The sequence below is a fragment of the Bacillus nitratireducens genome (assembly GCF_036320425.1).
Classification (GTDB): domain Bacteria; phylum Bacillota; class Bacilli; order Bacillales; family Bacillaceae_G; genus Bacillus_A; species Bacillus_A nitratireducens.
Window position 1 is genome coordinate 1,137,206 of sequence record NZ_JAUMJO010000001.1, and the last position, 23,651, is coordinate 1,160,856.

The 23,651-nt window shown below is 34.1% G+C and carries 22 protein-coding genes, 2 pseudogenes and 1 riboswitch; of the genes and pseudogenes, 6 read left to right on the top strand and 18 right to left on the bottom strand.

The window, feature by feature from the left end; translation table 11 throughout:
* From Q3V31_RS06015 to Q3V31_RS06065, 11 genes are all read right to left on the bottom strand, one after another.
* The coding region (locus tag Q3V31_RS06015; protein ID WP_329762755.1) for a SpaA isopeptide-forming pilin-related protein at positions 1–5,653 on the bottom strand (5,653 nt) is incomplete at its 3' end.
* 57 nt (positions 5,654–5,710) lie between these two features.
* Positions 5,711–5,803, bottom strand: a riboswitch (cyclic di-GMP riboswitch).
* Between the two features lie 169 nt (positions 5,804–5,972).
* Positions 5,973–6,509, bottom strand: a complete 537-nt coding sequence (locus Q3V31_RS06020) for a TetR/AcrR family transcriptional regulator (RefSeq protein ID WP_001097940.1) — start codon at positions 6,507–6,509, stop codon at positions 5,973–5,975.
* A gap of 418 nt (positions 6,510–6,927) precedes the next feature.
* A complete protein-coding gene (locus Q3V31_RS06025; protein WP_329762756.1) occupies positions 6,928–7,194 on the bottom strand; it encodes a CPCC family cysteine-rich protein in 267 nt (88 codons plus the stop codon).
* A gap of 20 nt (positions 7,195–7,214) precedes the next feature.
* Positions 7,215–7,628, bottom strand: coding sequence for a hypothetical protein (locus Q3V31_RS06030; RefSeq protein ID WP_016128893.1), 414 nt, complete (start codon positions 7,626–7,628; stop codon positions 7,215–7,217).
* Between the two features lie 198 nt (positions 7,629–7,826).
* Positions 7,827–8,480, bottom strand: coding sequence for a DUF975 family protein (locus Q3V31_RS06035; protein WP_329762757.1), 654 nt, complete (start codon positions 8,478–8,480; stop codon positions 7,827–7,829).
* A gap of 201 nt (positions 8,481–8,681) precedes the next feature.
* A complete protein-coding gene (locus Q3V31_RS06040) occupies positions 8,682–10,118 on the bottom strand; it encodes a PH domain-containing protein (RefSeq protein WP_329762758.1) in 1,437 nt (478 codons plus the stop codon).
* Complete coding sequence (locus tag Q3V31_RS06045; protein ID WP_329762759.1) at positions 10,111–10,587, bottom strand: PH domain-containing protein; 477 nt, start codon at positions 10,585–10,587, stop codon at positions 10,111–10,113. The genes Q3V31_RS06040 and Q3V31_RS06045 overlap by 8 nt, the downstream gene beginning before the upstream one ends.
* A gap of 79 nt (positions 10,588–10,666) precedes the next feature.
* A complete protein-coding gene (locus tag Q3V31_RS06050; protein ID WP_329763065.1) occupies positions 10,667–10,834 on the bottom strand; it encodes a hypothetical protein in 168 nt (55 codons plus the stop codon).
* A gap of 2 nt (positions 10,835–10,836) precedes the next feature.
* Positions 10,837–11,418: a TetR/AcrR family transcriptional regulator gene (locus tag Q3V31_RS06055; protein WP_329762760.1), complete on the bottom strand. Its 582-nt coding sequence runs from the start codon at positions 11,416–11,418 to the stop codon at positions 10,837–10,839.
* A gap of 201 nt (positions 11,419–11,619) precedes the next feature.
* On the bottom strand, positions 11,620–11,916 hold the full coding sequence (locus tag Q3V31_RS06060; RefSeq protein WP_098271496.1) for a hypothetical protein: 297 nt from the start codon (positions 11,914–11,916) through the stop codon (positions 11,620–11,622).
* 14 nt (positions 11,917–11,930) lie between these two features.
* Positions 11,931–13,178: a lipase family protein gene (locus tag Q3V31_RS06065; protein WP_329762761.1), complete on the bottom strand. Its 1,248-nt coding sequence runs from the start codon at positions 13,176–13,178 to the stop codon at positions 11,931–11,933.
* 91 nt (positions 13,179–13,269) lie between these two features.
* Here Q3V31_RS06065 and Q3V31_RS06070 point away from each other — a divergent pair, with 91 nt between their 5' ends.
* A complete protein-coding gene (locus tag Q3V31_RS06070; protein WP_425332953.1) occupies positions 13,270–13,566 on the top strand; it encodes a hypothetical protein in 297 nt (98 codons plus the stop codon).
* Between the two features lie 121 nt (positions 13,567–13,687).
* On the opposite strand, the pseudogene Q3V31_RS06075 reads toward Q3V31_RS06070, so the two are convergent.
* Positions 13,688–14,038: pseudogene (locus Q3V31_RS06075) on the bottom strand (lipase family protein); the annotation flags it as partial.
* 33 nt (positions 14,039–14,071) lie between these two features.
* Here Q3V31_RS06075 and Q3V31_RS06080 point away from each other — a divergent pair.
* The 5 genes and pseudogenes from Q3V31_RS06080 (at position 14,072) to Q3V31_RS06100 (ending at position 16,321) form a co-directional block, all read left to right on the top strand.
* Positions 14,072–14,400 (top strand): annotated as a pseudogene (locus Q3V31_RS06080) (DUF1433 domain-containing protein).
* A gap of 144 nt (positions 14,401–14,544) precedes the next feature.
* Positions 14,545–14,838, top strand: coding sequence for a DUF1433 domain-containing protein (locus Q3V31_RS06085; RefSeq protein WP_425332954.1), 294 nt, complete (start codon positions 14,545–14,547; stop codon positions 14,836–14,838).
* Between the two features lie 174 nt (positions 14,839–15,012).
* Positions 15,013–15,342 carry a hypothetical protein gene (locus Q3V31_RS06090; protein WP_329762763.1) on the top strand — a complete coding sequence of 110 codons (330 nt, stop codon included), beginning with the start codon at positions 15,013–15,015 and terminating at the stop codon, positions 15,340–15,342.
* A 115-nt stretch (positions 15,343–15,457) separates the two neighbouring features.
* Positions 15,458–15,772 (top strand): DUF1433 domain-containing protein, encoded by a 315-nt coding sequence (locus tag Q3V31_RS06095; protein WP_329762764.1) that lies wholly within the window; start codon positions 15,458–15,460, stop codon positions 15,770–15,772.
* A 294-nt stretch (positions 15,773–16,066) separates the two neighbouring features.
* Positions 16,067–16,321 (top strand): DUF1433 domain-containing protein, encoded by a 255-nt coding sequence (locus Q3V31_RS06100; RefSeq protein WP_425332952.1) that lies wholly within the window; start codon positions 16,067–16,069, stop codon positions 16,319–16,321.
* A 261-nt stretch (positions 16,322–16,582) separates the two neighbouring features.
* Here Q3V31_RS06100 and Q3V31_RS06105 read toward each other — a convergent pair whose 3' ends face one another.
* The 6 genes from Q3V31_RS06105 to Q3V31_RS06130 form a co-directional block, all read right to left on the bottom strand.
* Complete coding sequence (locus Q3V31_RS06105) at positions 16,583–17,284, bottom strand: LutC/YkgG family protein (protein WP_001007538.1); 702 nt, start codon at positions 17,282–17,284, stop codon at positions 16,583–16,585.
* Positions 17,265–18,695: a LutB/LldF family L-lactate oxidation iron-sulfur protein gene (locus Q3V31_RS06110; protein WP_329762765.1), complete on the bottom strand. Its 1,431-nt coding sequence runs from the start codon at positions 18,693–18,695 to the stop codon at positions 17,265–17,267. Before Q3V31_RS06110 ends, Q3V31_RS06105 begins: the two co-directional genes overlap by 20 nt.
* A 2-nt stretch (positions 18,696–18,697) precedes the next feature.
* A complete protein-coding gene (locus tag Q3V31_RS06115; RefSeq protein ID WP_329762766.1) occupies positions 18,698–19,435 on the bottom strand; it encodes a (Fe-S)-binding protein in 738 nt (245 codons plus the stop codon).
* Between the two features lie 135 nt (positions 19,436–19,570).
* Positions 19,571–20,428 carry a carbon-nitrogen hydrolase gene (locus Q3V31_RS06120; RefSeq protein WP_329762767.1) on the bottom strand — a complete coding sequence of 286 codons (858 nt, stop codon included), beginning with the start codon at positions 20,426–20,428 and terminating at the stop codon, positions 19,571–19,573.
* Positions 20,429–20,446: 18 nt separating this feature from the next.
* Positions 20,447–22,063 (bottom strand): amidohydrolase, encoded by a 1,617-nt coding sequence (locus Q3V31_RS06125; protein WP_329762768.1) that lies wholly within the window; start codon positions 22,061–22,063, stop codon positions 20,447–20,449.
* 11 nt (positions 22,064–22,074) lie between these two features.
* Entirely contained in the window at positions 22,075–23,442 is a 1,368-nt protein-coding gene (locus tag Q3V31_RS06130) for an APC family permease (protein ID WP_329762769.1), read from the bottom strand.
* Positions 23,443–23,651 lie beyond the last annotated feature (209 nt).

Below are 23,651 nucleotides of genomic sequence, written 5' to 3' on the forward strand. Positions count from 1 at the left end.
CTGGATCTGTTGTTTCCGGTTTTTCTGGACCTGGTGGTGCTAAAGAAGTCAATTTATTTAATACTTCTAATTGAACCGGACTTACCATTCCTTTTGTAATTTCAAATGGAATTGGATTAGTTAATTTTTCATAACCTTTTGGTGCTTCTACTTCTACAAGTGTGTAGTGACCTACAGATAAGTCTGAGACTTTCGCTTTTCCTTCTTTATCTGTTGTTACTTTCGTTACTACTTTTCCTTTTTCGTCATGGACTTCAAACACTGCCCCTGATAATACATTCTTACTTTCAGCAGCCATTTTTGTAATTTCCACTGAACCTTTGTCTAACTGTTCATTCTCTACTTTCAATGATAAGACTTCCGTCATACCTTTTTTGATTTCAAATGATACTGGTTCTGTTAATTTTTTGTATCCTGGTAAGTTTTCTTTCTCTACTAATTTGTACTTTCCTACAGATAAATCTGAAATTGTTGCTTTTCCTTCTTTATCCGTTTTTACTTCTGTTACTACTTTTCCTTGCTCATCTTGCACTTCAAAGACTACGCCTGCTAATGCTTTTTGGCTCTCTTTATCTACTTTTGTAATTTCTACTGAACCTTTATCTAGCAATTCGTTCTCTACTTTTATTGATAAAACTTCCGTCATACCTTTTTTGATTTCGAACGATACTGGTTTTGCTAGTTTTTTATATCCTGGTAAGCTTTCTACCTCTACTAGCTTATATTTCCCTACTGATAAATCTGAAATTGTCGCTTTTCCATCTTTATCTGTTGTTACTTTTGTTACTACTTTATCTTTTTCATCTTGCACTTCGAAAGTTACGCCCGCTAATTTTGCGCCACTTTCTTTGTCCACTTTTGTAATTTCTACTGAACCTTTGTCTAATAGTTCATTCTCTACTTTCAATGATAAAACTTTCGTCATACCTTTTTTAATTTCGAATGATACTGGTTCTGTTAGTTTTTTGTAGCCTGGTAAGCCTGCTTTTTCTACTAATTTGTACTTTCCTACAGATAAATCAACAATTTTTGCTTTTCCATCTTTATCCGTTTTTACTTCTGTTACTACTTTTCCTTGCTCATCTTGCACTTCAAAGACTACGCCTGCTAATGCTTTTTGGCTCTCTTTATCTACCTTTGTAATTTCTACTGAACCTTTATCTAATAGTTCATTCTCTACTTTCATTGACAGGACTGTCGTCATACCTTTTGTAATTTCGAATGATACTGGTTCTGTTAGTTTTTTGTAACCTGGTAAGCTTTCTTTCTCTACTAGTTTGTACTTTCCTACAGATAAGTCTGAGATTTTTGCTTTTCCATCTTTATCTGTTGTTACTTTTGTTACTACTTTTCCTTGCTCATCTTGCACTTCAAAGACTACGCCTGCTAATGCTTTTTGGCTCTCTTTATCTACTTTTGTAATTTCTACTGAACCTTTATCTAGCAGTTCGTTCTCTACTTTTATTGATAAAACTTCCGTCATACCTTTTTTAATTTCGAACGATACTGGTTTTGCTAGTTTTTTATATCCTGGTAAGCTTTCTACCTCTACTAGCTTATATTTCCCTACTGATAAATCTGAAATTGTCGCTTTTCCATCTTTATCTGTTGTTACTTTTGTTACTACTTTATCTTTTTCATCTTGCACTTCGAAAGTTACGCCCGCTAATTTTGCGCCACTTTCTTTGTCCACTTTTGTAATTTCTACTGAACCTTTGTCTAATAGTTCATTCTCTACTTTCAATGATAAAACTTTCGTCATACCTTTTTTAATTTCGAATGATACTGGTTCTGTTAGTTTTTTGTAGCCTGGTAAGCCTGCTTTTTCTACTAATTTGTACTGTCCTACAGATAAGTCTGAGACTTTTGCTTTTCCATCTTTATCCGTTTTTACTTCTGTTACTACTTTGCCTGCTTCATCTTGTACCTCGAAGACTACGCCTGCTAATGCTTTTTGGCTCTCTTTATCTACTTTTGTAATTTCTACTGAACCTTTATCTAACATTTCGTTTTCTACTGTTAAAGCGAGAGATTTTGTCATGCCTTTTTCAATTTGGAAAGTAATCGGATCTACTAATTGCTTATATCCTTTTGGTGCTTTTACTTCTACCAACTTGTATGTTCCAACTGATAAATTAGTAACTTGTGCTTTTCCATCTTTATCTGTCGTTATTTTAGCAACCACTTGTCCTGCTTCATCTTGAATCTCAAATACGGCATCAGCTAAAGCATCTTTATTTCCTTTGTCTACTTTTGTAATTTCTACATTTCCTGAATCCACTAATTCATTTTCTACAGTTAATTGTAATGCTGTTACTCTACCTTTTTCAATTTCGAATGAAATTGGTTTTTCTAGCGGTTTGTATCCTGCTGGTGTTTCTACTTCTACCAACTCATACTTTCCAATAGATAAATCTGAAACATTTGCTTTTCCATCTTTATCTGTTGTTACTTTAGTAACTACTTTCCCTTTTGAATCACGTACTTCAAACACAACACCTTGTAATGGGGCTTTACTATCTTTGTCTATCTTTGTGATCTCTACATCCCCTGTATCTACCATTTCATTTTCTACAGTGAATGTTAAAGACTTCGTCATACCTTTTTTAATTTCAAATGATACTGGTTTTTCTAACTTTTTATAACCAGGTAAACTTTCTACCTCTACTAATTCATACTTTCCTACAGGTAAATCTGAAACATTTGCTTTTCCATCTTTATCTGTCGTTACTCTTTTCACCTCATTGCCCTTTTCATCTTGGACAACAAACGTTACTCCCGCTAACGGTGCCTTATTATCTTTATCTATCTTTGTGATCTCTACATTTCCCGTATCTACCATTTCATTTTCTATTTTTAATGATAGTACCTCGATCATGCCTTTTTTGATTTCAAATGATACTGGCTCTGTTAGTTTCTTATAGCCTGGTAAACTTTCTACTTCTACTAGTTTGTATTTTCCTACTGATAGGTCTGCAATTTTTGCTTTTCCATTTTTATCTGTTGTTAATTTCTTTATTACTTTTCCAGCTTCATCTTGCACTTCGAAGACTACACCTTCTAATGCTTTTTGGCTGTCTTTATCTACTTTTGTAATTTCTACTGAGCCTTTGTCTAACTGCTCATTTTCTACTTTCAATGATAAAACTTCTGTCATACCTTTTTTAATTTCGAATGATACTGGCTCTGTTAGTTTTTTGTAACCTGGTAAGCTTTCCGTCTCTACTAATTTGTATTTTCCTACTGATAAGTCTGAGACATTCGCTTTTCCATCTTTATCTGTCGTTACTTTTTTTACCACTTTTCCTTTTTCATCTTGCACTTCGAAGACTACGCCTGCTAATGCTGTTTGGCTGTCTTTATCTACTTTTGTAATTTCTACTGAGCCTTTGTCTAACTGCTCATTTTCTACTTTCAATGATAAAACTTTTGTCATGCCTTTTTTAATTTCAAATGATACTGGCTCTGTTAGTTTTTTGTAACCTGGTAAGCTTTTCGTCTCTACTAATTTGTATTTTCCTACTGATAGATCTGAAACGTTTGCTTTTCCATCTTTATCTGTTGTTACTTTTCTTACTACTTCACCTTTCTCATCTTGGACTTCAAATTCGACACCTGCTAATACTGCACCGCTTTCTTTGTCCACTTTTGTAATTTCTACATTACCTTTGTCTACCATTGCATTTTCTACTGTTATTGGGAATATGCCGTCCCCTGCTACATTTACTTCGAACTCTTTTGCTTTTAATTGGTATCCTTCAGGCGCTTTCGTTTCTTTTAAAATATATTTTCCTGGTGCTAACGGTTTAGAAATTGCCTTACCGTCTTTATCTGTAATAATATGTTCAACTACTACACCGTCTTTTACTATATCAAACTCTGCATTTGCTAATGCTTTGCCACCATTTTCCGAATCAATTTTCTTTAATTCAATTTGACCCTTTTGCATGGTATTTTTAATTTCAATTGTTTTTGTTTCTCCAGCTTGAAGTGTAACCTCTACCGGACTTGTTAATTTTTGATATCCTTCAGGTGCTACTTTTTCATAAATTTTATACGTTCCAGGTGTTAAAGTTTGAGGAGCTGAAAAACCTTTTTCGCCTGTTTTCAGTACTGCAACAACCTTATCTTCACTATTTCGAACTTCAAATTCGGCACCTGTTAACTCTTTATTCGGATCCTCAGCATCTATTTTATGAATAGCTACTGTACCTTCTTTTGGAGGTTCCGGCGGCGTAACCGTTACTTCATTCGATGTTAATTTCTTATCATCATAATGTAACTCTGCTTTATTAGGAATCTTCTTATCTACATAAGAAGATAAGTCTGCATCAGCTTTAATTTTCGCCTTAATATTCAAGTTAATTATCTGGTCTTCATATGACTTATAGTCAAAGCTCTCACCGAACGTAAATGTTACTTTACTTGTTTGTTTATCTATCGTTAGCTTTCCTTTAGACGTAATATCTTGACCACTTTGATCAAATACTTTCGCATCTATAACGTCTAATACATCTTCTAAATCATCACTAATTACCATTGATGTATAATTAGGCGGATCTTGTGGTATATGCGTACCAACTTGATATTGAATAGTTTGATCCATTTGTGTTAACTGCTGATTCTCTACAAGCTTACCATTCTCATTAACTATATTTTTTTCAATGCTAGGTGGATTATTGTCACCTGAACCGGTTCCTCCCCCACCACTTACAAATACTTGTCCTACTTTTTCTTCAGTTTCAATATTTTTGCCTTCTAATTTCACTGTATTTTTATGAGGCTTTGCAGCAGGATTTGTAATTTTTGTTTTATATCTTAAAATATAACCTTTTGAGCTGTCTGGAAATTCAATTGTAAATCCAGCCTTCGTTGTATTGATTTTAATTTTAGATAAATCTGCTGGCTTAATATTTGTTGCTGCATAGCCATCTTCAAATACAGCCTCTTCTAATACTAAGCTATCTGTAATTAATTCATGCCCAGGTCCTAATGTGTCTGTTAATTTAAGATCTTGCATTTCTGTTCCAGTTGCATTTACATATACCGTCCAGTCTGCAATTGAAGGATCTTCCTGATTATAAGAACCCCATTTCAATAGATTATCTGTATTGGGCTGTGGCTTCGGTCTCTCTGTCGTATTATTTACACTTACTTCTTTATCTACGATTTGACCATCAACGTTAAATTCTAATGGGATTTTTTGAACACCATCATATGCTTCTAGAGCAAAATAGAATTCTACGAATAAAGAACCTTTAATGTTATTCTTTCCTTCTACATAATCACCCATAGTACACGTCAATAGACCATTTTTCATCTCACATGTACCAACTGTTTTTCCTTCAGCATCTTTTAAAGGAAAACTCATATTCATAAGATCTTTTCGAAATTCTTTTGGCATATCAATTGTGAATTGATCTCCACTTTTTATCTGTTCTTTAGCTGACCACTTCACTTCTACTTTCATACCATCTGAAGCCTGATATGGTTCAGATATCGTGCCATCAGTACGGGAAATGCTAATATCATCCACCGGACTTTTCATCACAGCAGCTTGAATAACTGGAGCCCACACATTCAGCACTGAAAATAATACTAGAAAAACTAATGAAACCATTGAAATGTGCCTTTTAGTACTTTTTGCTTGCATATTTTCCTCCTTGAATATTATATTTATATAATAAAAAAGATCATCCAATTGCATCAAAAGTGCAACCAGACGATCTTAGTAACCAATATATATTACCGTAGACTCTAAGCTTTGCGGCCTATCCTTTCGAATAGTGTGCTAAAAATATGTTTTATTCTTTTTTTGTTTCATTTCCCACTTGTACCAAATATTACTATACCGTCTGGACGGTTATAATTCAACATCTATACAATTGTTCTATTATTCTAATTAAAAAAACAATTCCCCACCGGATTAAACAAACCAATGGGGAATTTTTTCATTCTATAGTTTATATATTCTATTTATAAGAAGCATTAATAAGGGCTTGAATCACTTTTTCTCTTAATTCAGGACTTAGTCTTCCGATCCCTAAATATTCCGAATACCATAATCCATCAGCTGCTAATCTAATAATTGTGGCACAAACAGAATCCATTTCATCATTTTCTATTTTAGTTTGCAATTGCTGAAATGCTTGTTGTAATGGCTCAAGTAATTCAGGTTTTAGCATTAATGCTGCCATCATACTACTACACAACTCTTCTGTTCTGTTCTCATTACTTAATCTTTCCTCTACAAAAGAACGAACCCACCTTCCTTTCTTCTCTGTGTCTTCCGTTACCCTATTATGAATAGCACCATGATACTCCTCTGTCCCTTTGAGTATCATGCCTTCTATTAAAGCTTCTTTATTTGAAAAGTGATACAATAATCCCCCTTTACTTACACCTGCCTCTTTTGCTACTGCTTCTAAAGTTAACTTAGCTACTCCTTTAAATTGAACAATTTGAGAAGCGGCGGCTAAAATTTTTTGCCGTGTTATGCTCGTGTTCATTCCTTTTTAAACCCTCATTTCTACTAATTCTATCTAAATACGTATTTTATCTTTAATATTGTTGAGTACTACTAGGTATTTTTTTATTCAATATAGGCCTCATTATTTTTGAATTGTGAGTTGCTTCTTCTATTAAAAATTTCCATATCATCCAATATGATAACATTAAATACACTACGTTGACTATACATCTATACATTTATATTAATTCCTAATATACCCATAAACATGAAATGTCATTTTAACGAGTTGATTTCCTATCCTTTAGTTTTCAAGCATTTTTCGAAGCTGGTCTTCCTACCACCCTATCAGCGTTATTGTTTTATTTTATAAGACGGTGTCAATTCTTTAATCACTAAATAAAAAATGTTATTACTTCTCTTTCTATAAGTAATAACATTTTCTACCTATAAACCACTTAACAAATTTGCTTCCAACTAGAATCCTTCACATCTTCACTAGTCGGCTTTCTAACTGATCCAACCAAACATTCCTCGCAAGCACCAAATGCAATGAAATTTTTCTGTGCTTGCCTTAACGAGGGCTTATTTGCTCCGCCTTCAAAGTCATGATCGTTAAACTGAACAGGATCATCTTCCCAATAACATATATTACAAATTTCATATGTACCTGGTGATTCTTCTTCTAACATTTTATATCCGCAGCATGGACAAGTGTATTTCATTCTGTCACTCCATTATTAATTTATTTTTTCTCCCATATATTCCGGCCCACAAAGAATGTAACAGCGCAAATCATAGTTATTACCATGAAAAAAACATTAGAATCTTCATATGTAGTTGGAATTCCTACCGTTACGAAAACAATACTAAAGGCTAAAAGTAAATATACTAATAAAGATATGATATAGCTTAGTTTAAATCGTAAAATGATACCTCTAAACAATAGCTCACCAAGAAGACAGCCACCTAAAATGATAGGTACTCCAAAATACAATGTAAGGACTCCCATTTGCGCAGTAGATTGAATTATCTTTCCAATTATGTTCGGCGAAGTCATCTCATCATTTTTCCCCATCCTATCATATAAATCAAGTGCCGTTGCTGAAATAAAGAAACTTAATATAGCAAATGAATACGGTATTAAAAATTTGCTCATTCTCATTCACCTCACTTTTTTGCTTCACATATATTATTAATTATTTTTTATCATTTTCACATAAAAAAATAACCCTCTATGATAAAACATAGAGGGTAGAATTTCTATATAAAAACCTATACCTTATCCTGAAGTGACCCCCGCGAACGGAACACCTAAACTATCTGTGCCCTATATTCTTTGGGGGATAGGTGGTTATTAGAAAGTAGTGTCTTCTTTTTTATAATATTCTTTTGAAATCTCTTCATAAAACGCTGCCGATGTCGAATAGAAATAAGGTACTAACCATAAGAAACCGATTCCTAAAGTAAGAATACTTAAAATGAACCAACCTAAGAAACTTAAGCATAGTAAAAAGTAATCCATTTTATGTCCATTCATCATACGACGACTTTCAGTAATCGCTTGATTCGCTGTATATTCTGGATGATCATTCAAAATAAAATATGTCATAGAATAAGAAAATGATTTAATAATACCTGGAATAATAAGAAGTAATGTCCATAGAATCAAGTATACATACATTAATAAGTATGTTAAAAACGATTTCATAAGCTTACTTCCATCACTAAACCATCTAAATATATGACCAATGCGAACACTAGTCCCACGAATTGCATTTAAAACAAGATAATAGGCGCCCATTGTTAACGGACCGATAACAAGCATTGCAATAATACTTACTGTAAGCGAATCACTTGCTTCTTCCCAACCCCAAAACATCGAGAAAACACCCGTGATTAGAAATTCCACAGCTCCAATAAGGATTCCAAGTAATAGTGTTGCCCCTACCGCTAATCCCCATTTTCCTTTTAATGCATCAAGTGCTTCTCTTTTTAACTGACTTATCATATATAGCCTCCTAATACTTTTTCTATATCAGTATACCATTTATATCAAAAATTCCACAGATTTTCCTGAAATAGAAGTATACTACTTTTTTTGATATGTATTGATATATGTGCGCTGTCGCTGTACTAATACATGGATTAAGTCACTCATTTTCCTATAACAAAAAAAGCCTGCCTTTCATAATAGGCAAGCTTTTTCAAGTTAATCCTCACTTATTCTCTTCTTATACCAATCCTGCATTCTCTCCGCATCTTCAACTCTCGTATGTTCTAATTTATAATTCGATGATGCACTAGAAAAATTATAGGTACATAAATCCGCCCGGCGCTGGAAATATGATTGTGTTTTTTCAATTGATTGGACGTGTCTTCTTCTTACAAGTCCTGTATGTTTCCCAATACTACGATGTATGATCGTAATTTGTTCTCCGTTTACGCCGTAACCATTTGTTTTAAATGTTGCGTATCCAAGTGTAAAGATGAGGATAGCGAGCGGTAACAACGCCCACATGATGTAATACTTTTCAAAGTATATGCTTATTCCAGTAAGCGGGATTGCTAGCATTGCGAAGAATATGAAACTATCAATTAAGTAACGGCGCAAGGCTGCTTTTGGTAATGCAATAATGTTTGTATTCAGTTCATATGGCAATTGTAAATGAGCAAGTAACTGTTGCACGCGATCTTTTCGAATAATCGGATGCAATGTAACTTTGTCTTTCTCTTCTCCCAAGCCCTTACTTTGAATGACTTCGACTTGCACAGCACAATAACCGAATGGCTGACGTAAAATACTTTCTTTTATCGTAATACCTTGAATACGGTGCAATTTTAGTACAAGTTCTTTTTTCTCAAGTAATCCTTGCGAAATGCGGACTTCATCATTTCTTCGATTCACTGTGAAATCTCCATGTTTCAACGCATAACCAATTGTGGATATCATCCAAGAAACGACAAGTAAAATAGCTACCATGTAAATCCAGCCGTATATATCATGATCCATTACATACGACTCTACGCTATTTTTTATCCATTTCGGAATGTATTCATCTACTTGGTTATAAACGAAAAATATTAAAGAGAATAACAATCCAAATTGACCAGATGTAACAGATGCTAATAAAATTTCTTTCAAAGTTAATTTGTACTCTGTCGCTTGCTTTTCCTCTGTAATGACTTCTTTTTCTACTACTTCTAACGTTTCTTCTGCTTTCACTTCTGGAGTTAGCTCATTTAGTAAGGAGATAAGTTCCTTCGCCTCATCTTCCGTAATACCAGCTAAGCTTACTTCTGCATCATCGCCTCCGCCAGCTGTTTCGATTTGAATTTTCTTTAAACCAAGCATTTGATATAACACGTTTGAACTTGTATTAATCGTTTGAACACGTTCTTTATTTAAGTAGCTCTCCTTCTTCACAAAGAGCCCTTGTTTCACATGTAATACGTTATTTTCAACCCAGTATGTTGTGTAATACCATTTTTCAAACGCTGAAAAGACGGTGAGTAAACCGAATCCAGCGGGAATTAAATACCAAAATGGAAACTTTCCATTTAAACTAAACATGAAAATAAGTAGTGGTATAAAGTCTGTTATTTTTAATTCTAATAACATCGTAATGGGATGCTGCCTCTTATACATCCTCATCACTCACTTTCGCTAATTCTGCGATTTTCGTTTTCAACATTTCTGCTTCATACATCGTTAAACCTGGGATGCTGTGAGAAGTTGCCGCTGTTGAAATATGTAATTCTGCTAATCCATATTTTCTCATAATTGGTCCTTGTTCAATTGTAACGTGCTGTACACGAATCATCGGTACTAATACGCGCTTTACAACGAAAAGACCGTGCTGAATTTCAAGCTCTTCTTCATTTAATTGATAGCTATAATAACGCTGACGCAGTTTCGGGAATAGGAAGTACTCAAATGGTGCTAGTGCAACTGTTAACCCGATCAGCACATACAAAATCCACGCCCACCAATCAAACTTTATCATAAGGAACAGGTAAGCTAAAATGACGAGAATACCGATCCCTTCCTCAATTACAGCACGAACTTTCCACACCTTGATCATGTCAGGATGAATTTCATTTTTCAATGGATCCATGTAACCACTCCAAATCTAGTAATCTAATATACGAATACTCTCAATCTATATTTTACATAACTTTACAGAAAATTGAAATTTAATTATCTTTCTTCTCAGGAATAAAATATCCGAACCAAAGTAACCACACGAAACCGATTAATGCAAACCAACCTTTATCCGCTTGAAAAGATTCAATCATACCTGGAATTTTATAAACGCCAATCAATCCAAGAAAACCGAGCCACCAGTTTTTTTGCATTTTCACCTTTAGTCCTCCTTCATTACGTTTTTCACATTTCGAATCCAAATTTCTTTATACTTTAACTGGAACCCTATTAATATGTAATTACTCATATTATCAATAACGAGCGCTAACGTATGCGCGTTTTCTTCTGTTCCATGTTCTGACACAATACCAAGTTCCACACCTTGCTTCAATAAATCGTGGAATCCATTTAAGAAATCTTCTTGTATTTCAAATAAGCGTTTCTGATACTTTTCATTTCGCGTCGCAGTTACGATGAATTCATTTATAACGCGTAATACGCCTTCTTGACCTTCATACTCAGACAACATATGTAAACCATCTGCGATTAACTTTTCTGCAAAGTTTTCTTTCGTATATTGGTCTTTATCGAAGTAATTTACGAAATGATATTCAGAAAAAATCTCTTCAAATAAAAAATCTACTAACGCTTCTTTAGACGGAAAATGATAATAAATAGCTGGCTTTGATATGCCTACTTCTTTCGCAATCATGGAAAGACTCATCTTCTCAATACCATGCTCTGCCATGAGTTTAAATGATGCCTCGACAATGTTTTGCGATGTTTGTAAATTCTTTGTCATACTGTACCTCACTTATTTTTACTTACCGGTCGGTAAGTAAATTGTAAAATAAAAAATCATCGTTTGCAAGTTTGATTCAAAACTGTATATTACTTTTTCAATCTACATTATGGATCTAGGATCATATTCCTTAATAATGACTAAAATAATCTTTAATCCAGTTAAACTACAAAAAGCACCTTTGTGAGTGCTTCTTGTAATTTAATATTTAGGCCCCATGTAATCATAACTTTGATCTAGCGCTTTTAATAAATCAATCGCACCCTTTAACTCTCTTTTATCAGACTCTAATTCTTCCATCCTTCTTTCGATATCTTTTTTAAAAGATTCTAAATCGCTAATGGCTTTTTTTCCCACCCCAAGTTGAGACCAACTTGATAAGAGTAAATTATGTACATTACTTACAACCCTTTTATTATGGTTTAAGTCTTGAATCATATGATCAAATTGCTGTAAAGCTTGGCTCAATGCTTCTTCATTTAAGTAAATTCTCGGCATCCTAATCTTCTCCCTTAATATTGTTGATCCGTCTTCTTATAATCATCGGCTTTCTTCTCAATAAAATCTGAAATTTCCGTTGCTGTTCGTATGTACCAAAAACTTAAATGCTCTACATGTGCACGTATATTATTTACTTTAGCTTCTACCCGTCTACTTTCAGCCGTTTCTAATAATGTCATCATATTAGAAATTAACCTCGGTACTCTATCTTGAAATTCTTGCGCGTTTCGCTTCATATCTCTTACAGCTTGTTCTAAATTCTCTACCACTACACGAATTTCTCCCCCGCCTAATAACGCACCTGGTGAATCATAAACTCTTTCATTCGTGTCTACATTTAACAAGTATTTATTGGATAAAGACCCATTCTCTCCAAACCGGAAGTTCTGATCTGTTTGATAATGATAACCAGGGCCACTTATCGAATTCAAAAATCGGGTAACATCCATCCCAAGCTTTTGCTGTAATGGTAACTTTGACATTGCTTCTTTCGAAATTGGTGGTGTTACCGCATAAGTAGATCCTATATGACTTTCATATGAGCCAAACGGCCCATAACCAATCGAATCATTTCCATGAACAACACTTACAATTCTATTATTAAATTCACCATTATTTGCTTTTTCTTGTAAATCAGGCGGTAACAAATGTTTTGCACTCGGCGCATTCCACGACAAACATCTTACGCTATCATTAAATGCTGCAACATATTCAGCTAAAGCGCCACCTAACGAATGACCTGTCGTATATATCTCGACATCATCCCTATCCTTGTATGTATCCGTTACTTGTTTCATGACTCTTTCAGCTTGTTCGAATTGATTGTGTGTTTCCCAACGTTGATGCTCTTCATTCCAATATTTCTTTGAATCTGCATTCTCAGTCCCTGCTACAGGAGGTGCTGCTGGTTCATGAACACCTTCTCGTAATACAAAATGATTGGTATCCGTTTTTAAATCCTTCATGCCTTCCCCTGACTTCATCGGAATGCCTAAAGAGTTTTTCTCTATAATTTTATCCCCTTCTGTACCTCGGAAAGCTACCATAACTTGCTTTTTGCCATCCACATCTCGTTCAAAGGCTACTGCGTCCATTCCGGTTTGTTTGTCGTGGAATGTTTTTTCTACTTTCCATGTTTGGACAATATTATCATGAGTATCTTTAACATCAAATTCTTTTTTTAATTGCTTATCATTACGATAAGCCCCTTTTGCTAATTGATAATAACTTAAGTCTAATACTTGATCATTTTCACTCAAAACATTTCCCCTCCCAAGAATTTTAAGATATCCTAAATATAGGATAACATTCAAGGAGGCTTATTGATTGAAAAAATATTATTTAGGATTAATGATGGTCTTTATATTAATGTTTATAGGAGGGTGTAGTATGGATAAAAAAAATGAGGAACAACAAATCGTTAATAAAGCAAAAGAAACAACCATTCAATATTTTAAAGAAAAACATAATTTAGATGTAGTAATTACAGGACATAGCTTTCCTCCAAATGATTTTCAAACTGTATTTATAGATGGTTATGTTAAGGATGATAAAAGTAAAGAATTCTCAGTAGATGTAGAATTTGGTGATGGGGAATATAGGGTAGGTTCTATATCTCGTTCTGAAAACTTTAAATTAAATTATTAATAATAATTCTAAAAAAATTTAATAATATTTAAGATTAATATAATATATAGGGCTTGGTTACCAAGTCTATCAAAGACACTTTATAGTGTCTTTTTTACGTAAAATATTTTAGCATATCAGATTTTTTCTTAACAAAATGATTGGTATCCGTTTTTAAATCCTTCATGCCTCCCCCTGGTTTCATCGGAATGCCTAAAAAATTTTTCTCTATAATTTTATCCCCTTCTGTCCCTCGGAAAGCTACCATAACTTGCTTTTTCCCATTTATATCTCGTTCAAAGACTACTGCGTCCATTCTGGTTTGTTTGTCGTGGAATGTTTCACTTGTTCCCCACTTTTGTATACTATTCCCATCCCTGTCTAAGACAGAAAATCCTTTTGCTAAATCCTTATCAGATTGATAAGCGCCCCTTGACAGCTGATAATAACTTGAATCTAAAACTTTATTATTTTCACTCCTAGAAAATTTAATATATTCTAAATATAGGATAACATTAATGGAGGAATGATAATTGAAAAAATTTTTTTAGGACTAATCATAATTTTTACACTAATATTTTCAGGGGGATGTAGTATGAATACTGATAAAAAAATGAGGAACAACAAATCGTTAATAAAGCAACAGAAGAAACCATTCAGTATTTCAAAAAAACAGAGGGCTTAGATGTAACAATTACTGATTATGAATTTGGACCAAAAGACTTTCAAACTATCTCTATATCAGGCTATGTGACTAATGATAAAACTAAAGAATTTACTGCTTCAGTTGAATACGCAAATAATTATCATATCGGCGCTGTTTCAGCCACCAAAAATTTAGAGCTTAAAAACTAATAATTGGGGCACTTTAGAGTGCCTTTTCTTTTTGCTTCACCACACAATGTTCAGTGAATATAAAATTTAGTGAAGAGGAATATAACGCACTATTAATGGAGTGATTATTCGTGAAAAAATATAGTATAAGATTATTCATTATTCATTATTCTTACACTTATACTTTTAGGAGGATGCAGTATGAATAATAAAACAAATGAAGAAAAAGAAATAGTAACAAAGGCAGAAGAGGTAACAATTAAATATTTTAAAGAAACAGAGGGCTTAGATGTAACAATCACTGATCATAAATTTGGACAAAAAGATTTTCAAACTATCCTTATCTCAGGTTATGTAACAAATGACAAAAGTAAAAAATTTACCGCTTCAGTCCAATACGCTAATGATTATCATATTGGTTCTATTTCAGCGTCTAATAATTTGAATTTTAAACACTAAATCTAATAGTTTCACGTCAACATAATTATTTAAGCTTTTTCTTTAATTCAAGAATGTTCTTTATAAGAAATAAAAAGCAACGGTTATCAGAAAAAGTGAGTGCTTTTTTCACTAAAAACATTCCTTCTATCACGATATTTTATATAATCAAGATGCCATTACTGGAGGATAAATATGGATATTAAAATCAAAAAAATTAGTTTTTTTCTATTCTTTATATTTATTTTAAGTATTTTAGGGGGATGTACTATAAATCAAAAAAATGAGGAACAACAAATAGTTGAAAAGGCACAAGAAAGGACAATCCAATACTTCAAAGAAAAACAAGACTTAGATGTAGTAATCACTGATTATAGATTTGGTCCAAGTGATTTACAAGGTATCTTTATCTCCGGCTATATAAAAAATGATGAAAGCAAAACATTTAATATTACAATAGAATACGGTGGAGATGAATATACAATAAGTTCTATCTCTACAAGTGAAAATTTACATTTAAAATAATAAAGAAAAGGCACTCTTTTAAAGAGCCCTTCCTTTATCCCCCACCACACAATGTTCAGTGAATATAAAATTTATTGAAGAGGAATATAACGCACTATTAACGGAGTGATTATTCGTGAAAAAATATGCTATAAGATTATTCTTTATCTTTACACTTATTCTTTTAGGAGGATGTACGATAGATCAAAAGAATACTGAACAACAAATCGTTAATAAAGCAACAGAAACTACAATTCAATATTTCAAAGAAAAAGAGAATTTAGAAGTGACTATTACAAATCATAGATTTCCTTCTAATGATATCGAAACTATTTTTATAACTGGTCATATCAAAGATGATACAAATAAGAAATTTACTACTTCAATTGATTATAAAGATGATTATAATATCGGTTCTATCTCTACCACTAATTTCAGCCTAAAACACTGAAAAGACAATCTGATAATTTCCTTTTAAACATTAATCATTAGAACAAAAAAGACATCCTAAATATGTGATTTAGGATGTCTTTTTTATAAAACAAATTAATTCCTGTTTAGATACACGGGAAAAGTTTCATCTGTAATTTTATTATTTTCTTTCAAAACACTCCCTCCTTGTAAAAAATGGTATATTCTAATAACTGGGACAACATCATTGGAGGGAGAAAATGGTTATCAAATTCAAAAAATTAGTTTTTATTTCCTTTTAATCTTTGTATTTACTACTTTAGAAGGGTGCACTGTGGATAATAAAAAAGAAGAGCAACTAATAGTAAATAAGGCTACAGAAACAACCATTCAATATTTTAAAGAAAAAGAAAATCTAGATGTAGTGATTACTAAACATAAATTTGCTCCGAAGGACTTTCAAAGTGTTTGGATTTCAGGTCATGTGAAAGATGATAAAAATAAAAAAATTTCGGCAGATGTTGAATTCGCTAATGATTATCACATCGGTTCCATTTCCACATCTGAAGGTTTTGATTTAAAACACTAAATCTAACAGTTTCACTTCAACATAACTATTTAAGTTTGCTTCTTTCATTCAGGAGTGTTCCTTATAAGAAATAAAAACTAAAAAACACCCACTATCAGAAAAAGTGAATGCTTTTTTTGCTTCTAGGAGTACGCCAGTAAATTGGATATAAACATAGGCATGCAAAATAAAAAGCCCCGGTTATATTTAACAGCCCGTGCTTTCTATTTTCAGTATTCTTATAATACTTCATCTATATTTCCAACTCGTAACCGTAAATCATTATTGATCATCCACAATAATATACGCTGTTCTGATTGGCCCGTGCACACCTACGACAAGGTTCATTTCAATATCCGCGCTATTTGATGGACCAGAAACGAAGTTCACACAAGCCGGCAGGTTTTCTCCCGCTTTACTTTGATCATGAATCAGTTTTGTAGCTTGGGTTAACCTTGGTACGATCGTACTTTTAGGAACGATTGCAATATATGACTCTGGGAGCAAACTAACATGTCTTCCTTTTAACCCATCATTAAATAGCACAACGGTTCCTGATTCCGCCAGAGTCATATCACTAAACGTAATGCCAAGGTCAGCAGCTTTCGCAAATTTTATGTCCTCTTCTTTATCACCTAATCCCCATGCACGAAAATGTGTTGTGCCTTCATTGTTGAAACATGAAGTAAGACCGTACTCATTAAAGCGCTCATCGTTCGAATACATAGCAGATTTGATATTCCATTCTTTTATTAAAGACCCCAATGTTTCAACAAGATTTTCCTTTGTTGTTCGCTTTACTTCTGTATGAATCACTTCGCAGTGCTCCATTAACTGTAATACAAGTTCGTCTTGCGCCAGTCCATCAAAAACATTCCACTGCGGGGAAAAAGACCATTTCGGTTTTTCCACCGCTTCTGGACGTTTCCTACCAAGCTTTTCTGATAATTGGAGTAAAAATTCCTCACGATTTTGAATGGCCATCATCGTTCTCCTTTACGTGTTTTTCAAACCACTCTCGAAACGGTTGTTTTTTCGGAACCGGAAAATCTCTCGCGTCCGTCCAAGCTTTTAACGGTCCAATGCCGCGCTCAATCTTATCTCCTTTTGCGAGAGGTTTTAATGCATACGGAGCGCTCTTCGCAGCAAAAGAAAATAGTCTAGGACTCTTCACCGCTTTTTCAAAACCTTTCATAGCCACGTTCCAAGCTACGGGTGATTGTTTTTCTTCTACGATGCGGCTGCGATGTTTAATTAATAAGTCGTGTAACGGGATTTTCACTGGACACGCTTCTGTACAAGCACCACAAAGGCTAGATGCATAAGGTAAATCCTTATATTCATCATATCCTCCTAAAAGCGGTGTTAACACAGCTCCAATTGGCCCTGGATAAATAGAGCCGTACGCATGTCCACCAATATGCCTGTATACAGGACACACATTAATACATGCTGCGCAACGAATACACTGAAGAACACTTTGGAATTCTGTTCCTACAATATCGGAACGACCGTTATCAACAATGACTAAATGAAATTCCTCAGGTCCATCTGTCCCGCCAGGCTCAGTTAATCCTGTAATATAACTTGTTAACTTTTGTCCTACAGAACTTCGGCATAGAAGTGTTACTAAAACATCAAGCTCTTCCCATGTCGGAACAATACGTTCCATCCCCATAACTGTAATTAGCGTTTTCGGAAGTGTCGTAGTAAGTCTTGCATTTCCTTCGTTTGCTACGATAGAAATTGATCCCGACTCTGCAACAGCAAAGTTACATCCAGTCACCCCTATATCCGCTGCAAAAAAATCATCACGTAAATAATCTCTTACAAACCTCGCCATTTCCGTAGGATCAGATGTTCCAGTGTAATTTAACTTTGTTTTAAATATTTCACAAATGTGTTCTTTATCTTTGTGAAGGCACGGAACAACAATATGCGAGGGAGGATCGTGGTCGTTCACTTGTAGAATAAATTCAGCAAGATCTGTTTCTAACACTTCCGCTCCAGCTTCTTCAATCGCTTCATTTAAACTAATCTCTTCTGTTACCATCGATTTTGATTTCACAATTTTTTTCGCATTTTTCTTTTTTACAATCTCTTTTACATATTCCCTTGCGTCTTCTGCAGTCTTTGCGAAATAAACGAAACCACCGTTTTTCTCAATATTTTCACTCAGCTCATATAAATAATAATCAAGGTTTTCTAATGTATGCTTTCGAATTTCTTCTCCTAAAGCTCGCCATTCTTCCCAGTTCCCAAGACTCTCAGTAGCTTTTAATTTCTTGACTCTCAGACCATCTTGCGCTTTCCTGACAGCCTGTCGCATAAATTGATCCCCAATACCTGTTGCAGTACGCTTATGAAAGGGATCGTTCCCAATTTTCATTCCCATCTCTATATCCCCCTTTGTTTTCGATCTTCATTTAATACTTGAGCAATATGTTTTACATCAATTGGATAATCATTACGTGTTAAACGTCCTTTTATATTCATTAAGCAGCTACAATCCATCCCGATTAACAATTCCGCACCGGTTTCCATAATATGCTTTACTTTTTCCTCAACCATTTGCTCAGAGATTTCTGGCATTTTCACCGAGAATGTCCCTCCAAATCCACAGCAATCATAATTATGCGGCAATGAAACAACTTCCAGTCCCTTTACACACTTTAATAGTTTTTGCGGTGGTTCCTTAATCCCCATTAATCGGCTCATATGACAAGATGTATGAACCGTTGCTTTTTTATGAAGCTCTGCACCTAAATCTTCTTTCCCTAATACTTCAACTAGAAATTGTGTGAATTCATACGTTTTATTCCCAAGTTCCGTAGCTTTTTTCTTCCACTCCGCTTCACTTTCAGAAAATAAGCTAGAAAACTCGTGAACCATCATAGCGCAAGACCCCGATGGTGCCACAACATATTCTGAACTAGCAAAGGCTTCAATCATATGTTTTGCAGCTGTTTTTGTTTCTTTCACATACCCGCTATTATAAGCAGGTTGTCCACAGCAAGTTTGAGTTTTTGGAAAATCAACTTCACACCCTAAATCTTCAAGAATTTCCACAACATCTTTTCCTACTTCTGGATAAAAAACATCTGCAACACAAGTAATAAATATTGATACTTTCATATTTTGCACCCCTAAATACAGTAAAGTAAGCTCAAGTAACTTTATAACCAAATCCACTTCATATGTATATTATTGGTAAAAAAATAAAAAATATGAATAGAAACAAAAAAAGACTCTCAAATTTGAGAGTCTTTTTTATCTGTTTAGAACTTCTTTTTCTAAAATTAGCGAATATGTATCCGTACGACGATCTCTTAAAAATTGCAGTAGATTACGTGCTTCATTAATTTCCTTTGTATCAATTTTTTGGATGAGTATTCCTTCCTCATCCTCTAAAGAACAAACAATTTCCCCCATTGGATTACTAATAAAACTTCCTCCATAGAAACACATGTCCTTTTCTTTTCCAACTCGATTTACAGCTGCAACAAATACACCGTTATGAATACTATGAGCTGAAATAGCTTTTGTCCAAATTGGTTTTGTTGATAGTTCTGGATAATCTGGTTCCGAGCCAATTGCGGAAGGGTAAAATAATATTTCTGCCCCTTTTAGTGTCAAAATTCGTGCCACTTCAGGGAACCATTCATCCCAGCAAATCCCGATTCCTATTTTTCCATACTTTGTACTATATACTGGATATCCTGTATTTCCTGGTGTGAAATAATATTTTTCATGGTAACTCGGTCCATCTGGAATATGATTTTTACGTGTTGTTCCTAAATATTTACCGTCAGCATCAAACACTGCTGCACTGTTAAAGTAAATCCCTTGCGCCACCCATTCATAAAAAGGAACAATTATAACCACATGAAGTTCTTCCGCTAACCTTTGCATCGCTTGTAATGCTTCATGTTCAAAAGGAATTGCCAGTTCATAATTACAAACTGAAACGCTTTGAGCAAAGTATTCAGCATGATATAACTCCTGTAAACAAATAATCCTGGCTCCCTTTTTTGCCGATTCTCTTACCTTTTCTATTGTTCTTTCTATATTTCCCTTAATATTTTCATTACACGCTAATTGAACTAGCCCAATTGTCACTTCATTCATTCTCTTCTTCCCTCCCCATTAATTCTTAACACTTTCTTTTTCATCCCGAAAAACTATATTGCCATTTACCATTGTAAAAATAACCTTAGCATCTTTAATTTCTTCCACCGGTACAGTAAACAAATTCAGATCTAGCACAACTATGTCAGCTAGCTTCCCTTCTTCTATTATGCCTAGTTCTTTTTCACGAAATGAGGCATAGGCAGGAGTATACGTGTATGCTCGTAACGCTTCCGCTAATGATATTTTCTCTTGCGAATTCCATTCCACACCTTCATCATCTAGCCTTGTTACAGCGCGGTATATTTCTGGTAACGGATTTATTGTAACAACAGGATAATCGCTGCCAAATACAAGCTTTGCTCCTGCGTCCATTAATGTTTTCATCAAGTAATTGTATTGCATTCTTTCTGATCCAATTAACCTACTATACACTTCTCTGCTTGTAAGATTAATATGTTCAGGTTGAATAGACGCCAGCACTCCTAATTTTTGAAACCTCTCAATATCATTTGGATGAATCATTTCGACATGCTCAATTGCGTGCCTCGCATCTCTTTTTCCATTCTGTATTTCAGCCTCTTCGAAAGCATCTAATGCTAAACGTACAGCCCCATCTCCTATTGCATGAAATCGTACGCGAAAGCCCTCCTTGTCAGCATCTACTGTCCATTTTTTTATGATTTCTGGTGGATATGTAGTATGCCCTCTTGTCGTTTCTTCATTATATGGTTCAAGTAAATATGCCGTATAACTAGTTGTTACTCCATCAATAAATTGTTTAAACCCACAAAATTGAACCATGCTAGATTTGTATTTTTCCTTTAAGGATTTTGCTAAGTTTAAATCTCCATTTAGCGGAGCAACAAAATGAATTCTCGTTGTTAACTTTCCTACCTTTTCAAATTCATCATATAACTCCGCTTCTTCTACGCCCATTTCTGGTATCCTCAATAAATCATGCACAGAGGTTACTCCATATTTCGCAGCTTCTATTAAAAAATTTTGAAGCAATGTCCTATTGCGTTTAGAGTTAAACTGCAATACGCTAGTTGCTAACCCTACTGCATTTTCCTTTAAGACTCCTGTTGGCTCACCATTTTGATCCCTAACGATTTCTCCATATGGTGGACTCTTAGTTTCTTTATTAATCCCTGCCATTTCAAGTGCTTTACTATTTAACCAAACACTATGAAATTCAGCATGGTATAAAAAAACTGGTCGATCTGCAACATACTCATCCAATATCATCCGATGTGGCTCTTCATGAATTTCCCACAAATTCTGTTCCCAACTGCTTCCAATTACACAATTTATCTCTTTATTTCGTTCAGCAAATTCCTTTACAAACTTTCCAACTTCTCTAGCTGAACGCGCATGAATTAACTGTACTCCTTCACTCACTAAACTTCCTAACATTAAATGAATATGGAAATCATGAAATCCAGGCATAATAAGCTGATTTCCAAAATCATGTACAATTGTGTCTGTATCTACATAACTATGAATATCTTCTTTCGGAACAAGAGCAATAATCTTATCATCCTTAACAATAATTGATGCCGGGATTGGTGCTTCTCCTATACCTGTAAATACAGCATGACTACTTAAAATCATATCCGCTTTTTTTCTCATAAATCTCCCTCCTAAATAGATACTTCTTTTCCATCTTCTTTTGGCAATTCATCAAAATTCATCTGTGGTGGTTGAACACGGAAGAATTTTGTTATATATAGAAGATATGCAATCCCTATAATGGTCCATAGTCCTCCTAGTATGAGAGACATCTTGTCCAAATCACTCCACAATTTAATTGTTATACATGCACCAATTAATGGTATTAATAAATAGAGAATTGTAGATTTTAATGACCTTTTTCCTCCCTTAATAAAATAATGTGCAATGACGGAAATATTCACAAATGTAAAAGCAATCAATGCACCGAAGTTAATAAAAGATGTAATTGTAACAAGGTCAGTAAATAGTGAAACCAGCGCAAAAATACTCACTAAAATAATATTTTTGATAGGTGTTTGAAAACGCGGATGTATATAGGCAAAAAATGATTTTGGCAGTACAGAGTCCCTCCCCATTGCATATAAAATACGCGAAACACTAGCATGAGAAGCTAACGCGGATGTGAATGAAGTTACAACCATTCCTGCAAGAAACAAAGCATTAAATAAATTTCCGCCTAGCATTCTAGCGATTTCAGCAGCTGCCGTATCTAAACTTTTATATGCCAAATAGTCTGGATGTATTAAATGTGCTAGATATGAGACGATAATATAGCACATACCAGAAAAACAAATGACAAAGAAAATCGCTTTTGGAATGGTTCTTTTCGGTTGAATTGTTTCCTCTGCAAAAGTGGTTAAAGCATCAAACCCTAAAAAGGATAAACAAAGTACAGATGCCCCTGAAAATGCTGCAATTATTGAAGAATCTGGATTCATAAACGGTTTTAATGAAAATAATGTTCCTTCTCCTGTTCCATTAAGAAGTGAATGAATACATAGAGCGCAAAAAACTATCAATACGATATATTGGAATCCTAAAAAAATCATATTCATCGTAATCGTTACTTTGGTCCCTACAACATTAATTACTGTCACAATTACAATCATCGCAATAATCCATATACTAGAAGGAATAGAAGGAAGATATTCCGATAAATAGAGTGAAATAATGAGGAAGTTGATCATGGGGATAAACAAATAATCCATTAAAATTACCCAACCAACCATGAAACCTAATCCTGGGCTTAATGACTTTTGTGTATACGTATAAGCTGATCCCGAAATTGGATATGCTTTTGTCATTTGTCCATAACTATATGCTGTAAATAGCATCGCACATAGTGCAAGTATATAGGCTGTTGGTATCACTCCTTTTGATAAAGATTCCACTACCCCAAACGTAGTAAATACCGTTAATGGTGCCATATAGGCCAAACCTAGCAATACAAGTTGAAAAAAAGTCAATGAACGCTTTAACTGAATATCATCTTTCACTTTTCAACCCCCTTCATCTTTGCAACTTATCTATGCAATTTCCGTTCCATTTTGTGACCATATAGAAAAATCATTATTTTCTCATGTTATAAAGTAAAAAAAGGATAAATTCCCCACGGGAAGATATCCTTTTCTGCATAATTTATGAATACTTGCATACTTTCCGTACGTCAGAAATATTAAAAAAATAAAAAATCCCGGGTGAAATT

Coding starts and splice junctions, on each gene's coding strand:
- Q3V31_RS06115 (WP_329762766.1), bottom strand. CDS start 19,435: ATGAAAGTATCAATATTTATTACTTGTGTTGCAGATGTTTTTTATCCA.
- Q3V31_RS06020 (WP_001097940.1), bottom strand. CDS start 6,509: ATGAACACGAGCATAACACGGCAAAAAATTTTAGCCGCCGCTTCTCAA.
- Q3V31_RS06060 (WP_098271496.1), bottom strand. CDS start 11,916: ATGCCGAGAATTTACTTAAATGAAGAAGCATTGAGCCAAGCTTTACAG.
- Q3V31_RS06045 (WP_329762759.1), bottom strand. CDS start 10,587: ATGGATCCATTGAAAAATGAAATTCATCCTGACATGATCAAGGTGTGG.
- Q3V31_RS06040 (WP_329762758.1), bottom strand. CDS start 10,118: ATGTATAAGAGGCAGCATCCCATTACGATGTTATTAGAATTAAAAATA.
- Q3V31_RS06070 (WP_425332953.1), top strand. CDS start 13,270: ATGATGGTCTTTATATTAATGTTTATAGGAGGGTGTAGTATGGATAAA.
- Q3V31_RS06090 (WP_329762763.1), top strand. CDS start 15,013: ATGGATATTAAAATCAAAAAAATTAGTTTTTTTCTATTCTTTATATTT.
- Q3V31_RS06110 (WP_329762765.1), bottom strand. CDS start 18,695: ATGGGAATGAAAATTGGGAACGATCCCTTTCATAAGCGTACTGCAACA.
- Q3V31_RS06120 (WP_329762767.1), bottom strand. CDS start 20,428: ATGAATGAAGTGACAATTGGGCTAGTTCAATTAGCGTGTAATGAAAAT.
- Q3V31_RS06035 (WP_329762757.1), bottom strand. CDS start 8,480: ATGATAAGTCAGTTAAAAAGAGAAGCACTTGATGCATTAAAAGGAAAA.
- Q3V31_RS06055 (WP_329762760.1), bottom strand. CDS start 11,418: ATGACAAAGAATTTACAAACATCGCAAAACATTGTCGAGGCATCATTT.
- Q3V31_RS06025 (WP_329762756.1), bottom strand. CDS start 7,194: ATGAAATACACTTGTCCATGCTGCGGATATAAAATGTTAGAAGAAGAA.
- Q3V31_RS06125 (WP_329762768.1), bottom strand. CDS start 22,063: ATGAGAAAAAAAGCGGATATGATTTTAAGTAGTCATGCTGTATTTACA.
- Q3V31_RS06030 (WP_016128893.1), bottom strand. CDS start 7,628: ATGAGCAAATTTTTAATACCGTATTCATTTGCTATATTAAGTTTCTTT.
- Q3V31_RS06105 (WP_001007538.1), bottom strand. CDS start 17,284: ATGGCCATTCAAAATCGTGAGGAATTTTTACTCCAATTATCAGAAAAG.